At 52.3% G+C, this 11,528-nt stretch carries 9 protein-coding genes; all 9 read right to left on the bottom strand.

Going from position 1 to position 11,528, the window contains the following annotated elements; genetic code table 11:
* A partial coding sequence (tssM, locus tag LGZ98_RS14635) for a type VI secretion system membrane subunit TssM (RefSeq protein ID WP_262978224.1) occupies positions 1 to 2,036 on the bottom strand: 2,036 nt, incomplete at its 3' end.
* The gene (gene tssA / locus LGZ98_RS14630) at positions 2,033 to 3,466 is read right to left on the bottom strand and encodes a type VI secretion system protein TssA (protein ID WP_262978223.1); all 1,434 of its coding nucleotides are present in this window, start codon (positions 3,464 to 3,466) and stop codon (positions 2,033 to 2,035) included. The genes tssA and tssM, both read right to left, overlap by 4 nt.
* Before the next feature lie 5 nt (positions 3,467 to 3,471).
* Complete coding sequence (gene vasI / locus LGZ98_RS14625) at positions 3,472 to 4,119, bottom strand: type VI secretion system-associated protein VasI (RefSeq protein WP_262978222.1); 648 nt, start codon at positions 4,117 to 4,119, stop codon at positions 3,472 to 3,474.
* A complete protein-coding gene (locus LGZ98_RS14620; protein WP_262978221.1) occupies positions 4,116 to 4,916 on the bottom strand; it encodes a helix-turn-helix domain-containing protein in 801 nt (266 codons plus the stop codon). Before LGZ98_RS14620 ends, vasI begins: the two co-directional genes overlap by 4 nt.
* On the bottom strand, positions 4,913 to 7,540 hold the full coding sequence (gene tssH, locus LGZ98_RS14615) for a type VI secretion system ATPase TssH (protein WP_262978220.1): 2,628 nt from the start codon (positions 7,538 to 7,540) through the stop codon (positions 4,913 to 4,915). The genes LGZ98_RS14620 and tssH overlap by 4 nt, the downstream gene beginning before the upstream one ends.
* 10 nt (positions 7,541 to 7,550) lie before the next feature.
* Complete coding sequence (icmH, locus tag LGZ98_RS14610; protein WP_113043135.1) at positions 7,551 to 8,321, bottom strand: type IVB secretion system protein IcmH/DotU; 771 nt, start codon at positions 8,319 to 8,321, stop codon at positions 7,551 to 7,553.
* A complete protein-coding gene (gene tssK / locus LGZ98_RS14605) occupies positions 8,321 to 9,673 on the bottom strand; it encodes a type VI secretion system baseplate subunit TssK (protein WP_113043134.1) in 1,353 nt (450 codons plus the stop codon). Before tssK ends, icmH begins: the two co-directional genes overlap by 1 nt.
* Before the next feature lie 2 nt (positions 9,674 to 9,675).
* Positions 9,676 to 10,242 carry a type VI secretion system lipoprotein TssJ gene (tssJ, locus tag LGZ98_RS14600; protein WP_113043133.1) on the bottom strand — a complete coding sequence of 189 codons (567 nt, stop codon included), beginning with the start codon at positions 10,240 to 10,242 and terminating at the stop codon, positions 9,676 to 9,678.
* On the bottom strand, positions 10,242 to 11,528 hold the full coding sequence (gene tagH, locus LGZ98_RS14595; RefSeq protein WP_113043132.1) for a type VI secretion system-associated FHA domain protein TagH: 1,287 nt from the start codon (positions 11,526 to 11,528) through the stop codon (positions 10,242 to 10,244). Before tagH ends, tssJ begins: the two co-directional genes overlap by 1 nt.

Here is an 11,528-nt window from a genome sequence, read left to right as displayed (position 1 = left end):
TAGACCCGTTGATAAATAGAGAGCTGACTCAGCTCTTTCTGGGCATTTATCATCGGCCGCTGGTAAGGGGCAAAGCGGCTGATAGCGGCCGGGTCGCCCGCCTCCCGCGCGGCCCGCCAGTCGGTGTGATCCAGGGCATAGTCCAGATGCGTCAGTAACTGTTGCTGTAACGGGCGCTGGCCGTTAAACGCCTGGCTCCAGCGCGCCTGCATATAATGTTCGACCAGCGATTTATGGCGGCCGCTGCCGTCTTCCAGCATCCGCATGATACGCAGGACGGCCAGTTTTTCTTCGCTGCCTTTCGGCGCCCGGTTCAGGTCATCCAGCAGGCCGTTCATTAAGGCCGGCAGAAAGCGCTGAGACAACAGTTGCAGGTAGGTGTTTTCCACATACGGGCCGACCGCCGCGCCCTGATAAAGCCCCATATCCGCCAGCAGCCCTTTCTGATGGTAATCCCCGTAGGCCAGGGTGGCTTCGCGGATAGGATTGAGCAGGGGAAGCTGTAAATTGCCGAGACGGTCTTCGCCTTTGGGGGGCGGCACCGACAGGAAGGTTTTGGCCTGCGCCAGGACCTCGTCGCCGGCCCGGTAGTTCTTCTGATAGGCGGCGTGCCAGCCGGTCCACAGGGCCAGCGCCACCCCGGCGCCCACGGTGGAGAAGGTCAGCAGTGTGTGGCGGTGGCGGCTTAACCACAGGCGGTTTTCCGCCGCCAGATTCGGTTCGGCCAGCAGGACCTCTTCAAACAGCGCGTGGGTGAAGTAGGGCACGGTGTCCGCCACCGGCCAGGTGGGAAAAGCCTGCGGCCCCAGGTGATACTGCGCCGCGGCAGACTGGGTAAACAGGTCATCCATCTGGCCGATTTGTTGGGACGAGGTGAGGTAAACCCCCCGCAGGCCGGGCTGTGCCGGGCCGCCGTTGGCGAGGAGCCCCTCCAGCAGCGGCACCAGATAGCTGTGCAGCCCCTGTATCTGGCGGGTGAAGCTGAACAGCGGGCTGCGCTGACTGCTGTCGACTTTGTTGAGCATCATGTCCGGCATGGCCGCGTTGAGCTGCTGCATCCACTGGTGCCAGAACTGTGCCAGCTCCGCGCGCCAGCGCTGCTCGTCCTGCGCGTTCAGGCTAAAGGTGACGCCCAGGATCTGGGCGCGCTGCGGCCTGTCCAGTGACTGAAAGGCGGCACTGAAACCGTGCAGCTGATCGAGTTTGGTCAGCACCAGATAGCAGGGCAGATGATGATGCAGGGTTAACCGCAGATCTTGCAGGCGCAGGTGCAGCGCGGCAATCTCCCGTTCCCGCTGGGCTTTGCTGGCGGTCAGTAAGCGGTGAATGTCCACGGTCAGAATAATGCCGTTAAGGGGCTGGCGCTGACGGTTTTCGGTGAGCCAGGCGAGCAGGGCCTGCCACAGGCGGGCGGGCAGCTGGGGTTGGCCGGTGTCCGGCGGCGATAGCTGGTCGATAAGGAAGCCGTCCGGGTCAATGAGGACGGCTTTCTCCCCCAGCCAGCAGCGCAGATGCAGCGGCAGCGCGTCTTCCCCGCTCAGGGTGTCCGGGGCCGCAATGTCAGTCAGCCGGCAGCCGGCCTGAATCAGGGAGGTTTTGCCGCTGCCGGTGTTGCCCATCACCAGGTACCAGGGGCGCTGGTAGAGATAATCCCGGGTCCCCAGATGGCGTTGCAGCCGGGCTTGCCAGTGCTGGAGATACCTGTCCTGACGGGTGATGTCGGCCCGCGCCGGATCGACGGTGTTCAGTTCCACATCCAGTTTAAGCTTTTCAAGCTGGCGCAGGCGGCGCCAGATTTTTATCCCGACAACGCTCAGGGCCAGCAGGAGGATGATGACCGTCGCCAGCCAGCGGGCAGACAGGGTTTCCAGCGGGTGAGTCTGCTTAAACTGCCAGTCGGGTCCCCACCACCACAGCCAGAGGAGGGCCAGACAGGGCAGGAGGGCCAGTATCAGCGAGGCGGTGGCTTTCAGGGGCGGCAGACGCGGCATCGCCGGTTTTTTGATATTGTTGAGCAGTAGAGAAAGCCAGTTCATGGTTTAACGCTCCTGTTTGCGGTCGTCGCCTTGGCGGGGGCGGTCATCGGGGCTTTTTCGGCCAGCGCCGCCAGCAGGCCGGGTTCCCAGTCGGCGAGTGACAGGTGCTGTCCGGCCTGGCGCAGCTGGCGGTAATGTTGTTGTGCCAGCGCGCTCATGCCCGCCTGCTCCAGTAACTGTGCCGTCAGTAACTGACCGTAGAACTGATCCCGGGGTTCGGTCAGGTGTTGCTGATATTGTTCCGCCGCTTTTAGGGCGGCTTCCAGGCCGTGTTGCTGAAAACAGTGCCAGATGGCGTCCTGTTCCTGCGTGGTGCCGTGGCTGACGGTGGCGGTTGCCGGAGGATGCAGCCAGTTCAGCGTGGCGTCTGAGATAAAGGGGCTCATATCAGAGAAAGACAGGTTTTGCAGGACCGGCAGGCGGTCAAGAAAGGCCCGGAGTTCATCGCCGATAGCGTCAGCGACGGCGTGGTAACCCAGTTTCCCGGCGGCCTGCGCCGCGAGAGCGTGCCCGTCCAGCCAGTAAGGGGCCAGGGTCAGGCTCTGTTCTATCTGTTGCAGCAGGGCGTTATCCGCCGCCGGGAGTTTCGCCAGATAATCGGCGGTACGGTCTGCCGACGTCGGCGCCAGTGGTGTTTTGCCGGCGCTATCCGCCATCGGTGCCGTGGTCAGTGCGTGCCAGATGGCATAACGACGCAGACGGTAACCCACCGGGGCATCAGGCTGGCGTTCGCATAGCAGGTCGGCCACGGTCAGGAGCGTCTGTTTCCAGGCTTTTTCACCGGTACTGTCTACAGTGACATCCGGTATAGGGGGGGATGTCCGTGCTGACGTGTTTGCCGATTGTGCCGTTGTTTCTGCCGGTTCAGCCGGCGCGGCGACCGGTTTGGGCTGAGGTTTACGGGCGTAGCAGGGGCGTAACCGGTCGATCTCTTTAGCCAGTGCCGGTTCGTCGGTATGCCAGCATTGTGCCAGATGCGCCAGTGCGCCCTGTGCCTCTTCGCGCTGCGTCTCATCCGCCTGTTCGCAGAAGCCGGGTTGCGCAGCGTCAAAACGTTTAATCACCTGTTGGGCCAGGCGGCGCTTGAGCTGAGGTTTTTGTGGCCAGGCTGCCTGCCAGTAATGCGGGATGTAATCGGCCAACAGCTCCATTGCCAGGATGAGTTCAGCGGGGTGACTGCCGTGTTGCAGTGTCCGCAGTAAATGAACCATCAGTCTGAAATCTTTGCTTTTTTCGCTGAACAGTTGCAGCGCCTGACGCTGGATCTCTTCAATATTAAGGCTGGAATGGGTTAGCGATCCCAGCTTAACCATCTCCCCGTCGATATATTCCCAGGCGGGTTCGTTTTCATCCAGCGCCCGGCTGATGAGTTCATCCGGCAGGGGGGTCAGCAGGAGGCCCTGCCAGTCAAATTGTTTCCTGATATCCATTGAGATCACCAGCGACAGGCGGAGCGTAAAGGTTTCACCGCCTGTTCCAGTTGAGAAATGTTAAATGTCATTCGGTTTCCGTTGCCGGTTTTGATGGTCAGGGTTTTTCCTGTCATCAGTCGTTTGAGTTCTTCAATGCCCGGGAGTCCACGGCTGGATTCCAGCAGGTAGCCGTTTTCGCGTAAGAACCAGTCAGCACTGAATTGGGTGATTTCTGTCGAAATCATCACAGTGCCGCTATCTTGTGGTTTAGCCAGGGCAATTTGTATTCGGGTAATGCTATCGATACAACTCAGCATCAGTACTGGCCGTGGTGGTGGAACACCCATTGCGGGTGTGGTCAGTATGACGCGAGTCGGTATACTGTCAGATTGGGTGGTGATAAAGCCGGTTGAATGGTCAGTGCGTTTCATCTCCTGTTCCATTGCCTGTCGCCAAACAGGGCCAGTTTTTTCTAACGGGATAACGGCAATATTATCGACTTTATCCAATAGACGGTCGTAGCAATCGAGTCTAACCAACGGCGACGGTTCTGCCCGGCATTGCAGTAAAGCGGGTAGTGAAGGCGCTGTTGGGGTTTCCTGAGTTGGCTGAATATCAGGTTTGCCCGTCAGAGAGGCGATTAATGAACTGACAAGTAACAAGAAACTCATAATTTACACCTGTATTTTGCCAGTTTGTAAGTCAGTGTACGGGGTGCAATACCCAAGCTTGCGGCAATCTGTTTGGTGTTATTGCCGTAAATATGTTGGCGTTGTATCAGTACTGCGCATTCGAACTCTTCGAGTGCCTGAGATAAGTCGTCGATTTTGCTGTAATCGTGGGAGACGCTGGCTGATGTTTTGTTTTCTGCTGTGGTACTTAACGAAGCCAGCAATTCATCAAGCTGTTTTTCTTTCTGGCGTTGTGTCTGAAAAACCTGGCGGATCTGGCGTAATTGTTCACGCAGTTGTTCCAGTTCCTGTAATTTTTTCAATCGGTGTTGCATGACGAGGCAGTAGATGTAAAACATGTTGCTATCGTCAGCAAAACGACGAACATCTTTGGCGAAAACAGCAATCACGCCACACGCTTGCCCGTTGCAATTAAACAACGGGATAGCATGTAGGCCGCAGCGATGAGGGAGTTCTTCGACGAAAATGCGAAAGTTTCGATTGTCTATTCGTACTCCCTGATTGAGTGATTCCCAGGTCGTAGGGGTACCTTTGTACAGGATTTGTATCAGTGGATGGTTAATATCACCGATATTGACATCCAGTTGTAGCGCGCTTATTTGGTTTGGCGCCGGCAGCCGGTAGCATTCCAGACGGTTTTCATTCACGTTAAGCAGAGAGACCAGCAAGGCGTCAAAACGCTGGCGTTGGTGATTCACTTGAAGAAAGTGGTGAACCAGTTGCTCGATAGAGTCATTTTCCAATAACGCTAATGCGCTTTTCAGCCGTTGTTTCATGGTATCTCCTCAACCACCGCGTTGAATTGATGGTCGTTAACAGTGAGCTGGATAGCGCTGATCGGCTTTCCGGCCGCCATTTTTTGCAACAACAGCAGAGATAATGGCGGCAGCAAAGCGCCATCAATGATCGATTCCAGCATGCGCGCGCCATTTTCAGCCCGGGTTGCCCGTTGCAGTATCTCTTCAGCCACCTCATCACTCAGGGTGACTTCGGCATTGAAGCGTTGACGCAATAAGTTATCGAGGCGCGCCAGTTTGACCTGAATAATGGTTTTCAGGGTGTCGTGTCCTAACGGTAGATAAGGCACCACTTCCATTCGTGCCAGTAAGGCGGGTTTGAAGAAAGCCGCCAGTTCAGGATAAAGCCGGTCATTCATCTCTGCCGGTTTATCGGCATTGTCGACGATAGTTTGATAGCCCAAGTTGGACGTTAAAAAGAAGACCACATTTTTACAGTCAATCACTCGGCCTTCCCCATCGGCTAACTCACCTTTATCGAATGCCTGATAGAACAGGTTCAATACATCAGGATGCGCTTTTTCCACTTCATCGAGCAGGACGACGGAATAAGGTTTCTGGCGAATAGCTTCGGTGAGTACGCCGCCTTCCCCATAGCCAACATAGCCTGGAGGCGAACCCATCAGGCGGGAAACCGTGTGTTTTTCCTGAAACTCCGACATATTGATAGTGGTCAGATATTGACGTCCGCCAAACATCAATTCGGCAATCTGTAAAACGGTTTCAGTTTTACCGACGCCACTGGGCCCTACCAGCAAGAAGGCGCCCAATGGACGACCGGGACGGCGTAGGTCCGCCCTGGCAGTCAACAAATGTTGATGCAGGCATTTAATCGCGAGATCTTGTCCTTTGATGCTTTGTCCCAGATGCATTGGCAGTTCAGTCACCACGGAAAGTTCACTCTGTGACAGGCGATTAAGGGGGACGCCAGTCCATTCAGCGATAACCGCCGCAATCTGGGTCTTATCCACATGAGGCGAAACGCGCGTTTGTTGTTGTTGTAATTGTTCCAACTGTTCATTGCGTTCAGCCAATTGTGCAATCAACTCGTCAGTTGTTACCTCGGCGGCGGCTTCGCTCTCTTCTGCCTTATCGGTTAATAGTTGACGGCGTAGTTCAATAATTTGCTGAACTAATAGCTGTTGTTGCTGCCAACTGGCTTCCAATTCAGCCAATTTCTCCGTGGCTTCCTGCTGTTGTTGCCGCAGTTCATCCAGTCTATCCGTATGCTGGTTGAGTCCCATGCGCTGTTCCCTTGCCAGCACGTCTGATTCCATTTGTTGCTGATGCAGTTGGTTTTTCAGGGCAGAAATTTGGCGCGGCGGTGAAGTCAAGTTGATGGCAACGCGGGCGCAGGCGGTATCCAGCACATCAATGGCTTTGTCTGGCAACTGGCGTCCAGAGAGGTAACGGTCGCTTAATACCGCAGAGGCTTTTAGCGCTTCATCATCGATTAATACGCCATGAGATTGTTCATAGATTGCCCGCAGGCCACGCATAATAATGATGGCTTCTTCCGCAGTCGGTTCGGCCACTTTAACTAATTGAAAACGGCGGGAGAGGGCAGCCTCCTTTTCGAAATATTTTTTGTATTCGCCCCACGTGGTCGCAGCAATTGTTTTCAATTCGCCCCGTGCCAGAGCGGGCTTTAGCAGGTTGGAGATATCCAGTCCGCCTTGCTGATTACCGGCGCCAATCAGGGTATGAGCTTCATCGATGAACAGAATAATCGGTACGGATGACTGATTTATTTCATTCATAATGCCTTTGAAACGTTTTTCAAATTCCCCTTTTACCGCCGCACCCGCTTGTAGCGCTCCCAGATCCAGCGTCATCAATTCACTGTTACGCAGTTTTTCCGGCACTTGGTTGTCGATAATGCGCAAAGCCAACCCTTCGATGAGCGCACTTTTACCGACGCCTGCTTCACCCACCACAATCGGGTTGTTTTTACGGCGCCGGCAGAGAATATCGATCATTAGGTCGATTTCTCTGTCACGGCATAGAACAGGATCGAGTTTTCCCTGACGAGCTTGTTCTGTCATATTTTGAGTAAAACGGGCAAGCAAGCTATCACTGCCGGCGGCAGCCTTGCCTTGTCCGTTTTTATCGTTTTCCACAACCGGTTGTTCGGCAGAACCCGCGGTCCATTGGGTAAAATTCTGGCGTAACAATTCGCGGTTTATGCCCGATAAAAGACGTGAGGATTGTGGTGTCAGGTAACGTAACGGGCTGAACAGCAAGGTCATCAGCATGACACCACTGCGCAATTCCTGATGCTGCATCTCAGTTGATGCTAACAGCCAGCTATCCTGTAACCACTCCACCAGCATTGGAGAAAAGCTAGGATAGGCCTGAACCATTGCTTGATGGTGAGGGATCATCTGATCAAGTTGCTCTTTCAACAAATCGCTGTCTACTTCGGCTTGATTGAAGATCGCTCTGACATCACTAAGGGGCGTGTTGATCATTTGCAGTAGTAGCTGAGAAACCGTGATCTCAGGTTGCTGTTGGCTGACACACTGCGCCGCCGCCGCTTCCAGAGCGTGCCGAGTCATCGGATTTAAGCGATTAACTAATGTAGGTAGATCAATCTGAATCATCGGTTCTTTCCTAGCTCAGTAAGTTATTTAGCTGTTGTAAGATGTTCTGGGTTTGGTTGTGCAGACGGATAGCATAGAAGCCATAAACGATAGCGAGCAGCGTAATACCGCTCCAGAACAGATGTTTAATGGTCAGACGTTTACCCAAGCGATAGCGATCATTACGCTCATTGGCGTTACTGTGGAGAATGATGGAAGGAGCTTCGCCCCGCAACGCGTGCAGTTGTTGGTGTAATCGACGGAATAAACGTTCAAAGTCATCACTTTTCTGCGAAGCAACTTTATAGCGACCACGGTAACCGAGGCAGAAACAGAGATAGATAAACTCCAGCAGATGTTGATAGCGCTGCGGTTCACCCATCAAACGATCTAACAATTGAAAGACTTTTTCACCACCCCAAGTTTCGTTGTGGAATCGAACCAGTAGTGATTGTTGTAACCACTCATTCTTGCTATTCCAACCATGACCCAATGCGGTTTCATCAATGAAGGTACAGAGCGTATAGCGAAAAGAGATAATGGCGCCCGGCTCATAACCTTTGGTTTGTAGAAGTTGTTCAATTGCCTGAATATCAGTAACGACCTGCTGATAAAGCTGGTCCGGCAGTGGTTGCTCACCCATGTCTTTTAGACGCATGACCATGCCGAGCAGCGGTGTAGCGGCATCGATCATCGGGTTTAGGCTTTCTCCGCGTAGCGGTAACTGATACTGAAGATGCACAGTATTATCAGTGACTTCCTGCGTCGGAATAGGATTGTCATTTATGGTTTCAGTTTTCATTAATCAATCCCGTTACTGACTGCCCAGAGTTGCATATCTAATCCAGGGAATTCTCCTGAAACGTGGAAAGCGATGGAGTTGCCCTTCAAAATCTCTTGCCATGCCGGACCTTGTTGATCAAAACAGAAATAGGTGTAGCCGACGTGATAAGGCAATTGACGTGGAGCGGCGGAAAGCGCCTCTATAGCGACCCCGGGTAACTGGACGCTGACCATTTCGCGGATTTTTTCCTGCGATGCAACTTTGATCTGCTGAACGAACTGTCGGCGTAACTGCTCCTGTGGAATCTGCGCGCGAACGGCCAAGATGAGAGCTGCTTTGTGTAATAGATCGGGATCATGGATAGTTGCTACCCGGAAACCATTCCCCTGAATCTGTAGCGGTAGGGCGATTGCTCGTGGCATCAGAACGACATTCATTTCCCGGCGCATGTGACGCATGAGGTTCAGGAATGTGTCAGTCAGATTGCTATGATCATAATTTAGTACATTGCCGACCAAACGGGATTTATCCGTAAATGTTTTCAATTCAGCCCAAGTTTGGAGAACTTGGGTGAAGAAGTCCTGAGGGTGAAGAAGAGCTTGCTTAGAATAATGGGTAAACCAGGGATGAACTCGGTTAAGTAACTGGAGCATCATAAATTCAGACACATCAGCAACGCCTTGCTGACCAGGTGAACCAATCTGCTTCGCAAGAGTTTGAGCTCGTTCCGTTAGTGTATTTTCTATTTCACCCATATAGCGTTGCAGTTTTTCGGACACTTTGACAGCAGTACAAGTTGGGATGAAATCCTCATCAAGAGCGAGGGCTGCACCTTTAACCCCCTCTTTTATCCGGCATAGTGGCAGCAGGGAAAAAGCACTGAGGTCTTCTGATCCCTGTTTCAAAATCGGTGTCAGTTGTGCCAGAGTGACGGGGCTGACATCACCATCATCCGTATGCAAGTCACGGATATTATTTATATGTGCACGGTAACGTACAGCCCCAGCATGCCTGGATTCAGGATGGGAGATTTCATTAAAGGTATCGTTAGTTATGGGGAGTGCCAGGTAGATATTTTTGCTGCCAGGCCCGTTAATATCGATCACATTAAGCGGTTGGGGAGTGGCATCCTGATGGGGAATCGAGAATATAGTGCCATCCGGCATAATACCGCTGGCTTCGGTAATACTGATACGCCCAAGAGCAAGAAGATCTTTGTCGATAGTCAGGGAACTGAAACCGTAATAGTGTTCGATAAAGGTTGTCAGGCGGCTATGAGCCAGATAGTCATTATGTTTTTGTTGTTGCTGAAAGTGTTGTGGCTTGATGAATAATCCTTCGCGCCAAATCACCCGATTTTTACCTGACATAATTATTGCTCCTCTTTTCTAAGTTCAACTTCGTTCGCTCTGATATGCACCAGAATGTGGTATTGCTGTCCTGTGTCTTTCACACGGATGACCTTTTTCCATTCGGATTGATTAATATCGGCATAGCGAACGATAACGCCGATGTAACGGCTATTTTTTTCCAGCGGGATGACTGGCAGTGGTTTGTACTGCCCCGGCAATAAGGTGTAATCCTGATGGTCGATGTAATTTTTCCCCAGCGCTTTATCCAGTTTGTCACTCGCCAGTTGGTCATAATCAGCGGCAAGTAGACGGGAATCTTCACTGAGATAGAGCAGATGCATTTCAACCGGAGTGGCTTCTCCATTTTTATTGGGGTTGATATCAGGTTCTGCCAGCAAAGTTATCGCGACGGTGGAAGGTAAGTTCGCAGGTTGACCGACAGGAGTTGATGGGTCCCAGACTACCTGTCCGACTTTCTTCGTTGCTTGCCATGCACTGCTACAGCCGCTTAATATCAGCGCTGCCAGCAATATAAACCATACGGTATAGCTACCGGACCATGAGGTATTACCGCCGGAGCGCTTCATTACTGGCTATCCTCTAAACCTTGACGCAGAGCACGGTCATAAGCTTGCTCATAGACTTCACCGAACAGTTTTTCGAATCCCTGTTGGCGGCTGGAAGCCAGTTCGCGGTAGTAGCTGGTGTACATTTCCCATGCCCAGGTTGCATTTTTTTCCTGTATCTCATTGCTGCGGCGGTACTGGGCAAAACGGCTCAGTAGGTGTTCCGGTGAGAAAGCATCTAGCATGGTGTTCAAGGCGGCAGTGATCGCAATCCGGTTAGCCTGATAGTGCAATTGCAGGTTATGTAAGCTTTCAGCGACAGCGGAAGGGGCAGAGAGATGTACTGGGCTTTTTTGATCCGCAAACATCACCTGCATAGTGGTGTTGTAGTCCATGTTCAGCCGTAGCGGATTATCTTCGATAGGGCGCAATTGCTTATCGCGCAGCCCATGCTGTGTACGTTGCAGTACCAGTAGACCTTCAATTGCCGCTTTCATGGTCTTACCCATTTCTTCCAGAAAGTCGTTAGCCTGTTGGCTGTTATGCAAAGGCAATTGTGTGTTCAACCCTCGCATCAGTGGGGTGATAGCCACATGTTGCTGTTCCATGTCCTGGTACTCTTCACTTAAAGGTGAAGAGATATTCGGTAAATCAACAAAATCCCGATCCATAGCATTGCCTCTGTTATCTGAGAGGGGAGAGAAGAATAATGGAGCTTGGTAATGGCCCTGTTGTAGGCTTTGGGTTATGTCGTCATTCTCTAAGGTCTGGTCCAGTGTGGTTAGATTTTCACTATCGAGAACCTTAAGCGGATCGTGACTGAAATCGTGCTTAATCGTGGGTGCCAAAGAATCATGATCGGTGAACGCGGTATCCTGGACAGGTTTTTTTTCCATCATCGCGTCCAGTGGATTGCTATAGCTAGAGACCAGTGATTCCGGTGATACTGTCATGGGATCAATGCGATCTGCGTCGGAAAAACTGATATAACTTTTGATCACCAGTTTACCAATGGTAATTTCATCCGCTTGTTGCAGTCGGATGACGCTAACACCAGAGGTCAATGGTGATTGATTCACAGATAGAGGGCCAGCGATCATTTGTAGACAGAATGCGCCATCTCGCCACTGAATAGTAAATTGTGAAGGATCGATATTGCCTTGCAGATCCTGAATGGACCAAAGATGGCTCTTACTGCTGCCGACAGTGCCACCTTGAGTGGAGAATAGGCAACTGGCGGATTTACCGCTTTCCAGTTGATCACTATTGAGTACTCGTAATGAAAGGGTTGGCTGTTGTTTTTCCAT

The sequence above is a fragment of the Photorhabdus kayaii genome, from assembly GCF_025384895.1.
In the GTDB taxonomy this organism is placed as follows: domain Bacteria; phylum Pseudomonadota; class Gammaproteobacteria; order Enterobacterales; family Enterobacteriaceae; genus Photorhabdus; species Photorhabdus kayaii.
The sequence above is the reverse complement of the archived record's forward strand: the minus strand, read 5'-3'. Positions and strand labels throughout refer to the sequence as shown.

What these genes read in the sequence shown, in the direction of transcription:
- tssA (WP_262978223.1), bottom strand. Translation starts at nt 3,466, where the DNA reads ATGGATATCAGGAAACAATTTGACTGGCAGGGCCTCCTGCTGACCCCC.
- vasI (WP_262978222.1), bottom strand. Translation starts at nt 4,119, where the DNA reads ATGAGTTTCTTGTTACTTGTCAGTTCATTAATCGCCTCTCTGACGGGC.
- LGZ98_RS14620 (WP_262978221.1), bottom strand. Translation starts at nt 4,916, where the DNA reads ATGAAACAACGGCTGAAAAGCGCATTAGCGTTATTGGAAAATGACTCT.
- tssH (WP_262978220.1), bottom strand. Translation starts at nt 7,540, where the DNA reads ATGATTCAGATTGATCTACCTACATTAGTTAATCGCTTAAATCCGATG.
- icmH (WP_113043135.1), bottom strand. Translation starts at nt 8,321, where the DNA reads ATGAAAACTGAAACCATAAATGACAATCCTATTCCGACGCAGGAAGTC.
- tssK (WP_113043134.1), bottom strand. Translation starts at nt 9,673, where the DNA reads ATGTCAGGTAAAAATCGGGTGATTTGGCGCGAAGGATTATTCATCAAG.
- tssJ (WP_113043133.1), bottom strand. Translation starts at nt 10,242, where the DNA reads ATGAAGCGCTCCGGCGGTAATACCTCATGGTCCGGTAGCTATACCGTA.
- tagH (WP_113043132.1), bottom strand. Translation starts at nt 11,528, where the DNA reads ATGGAAAAACAACAGCCAACCCTTTCATTACGAGTACTCAATAGTGAT.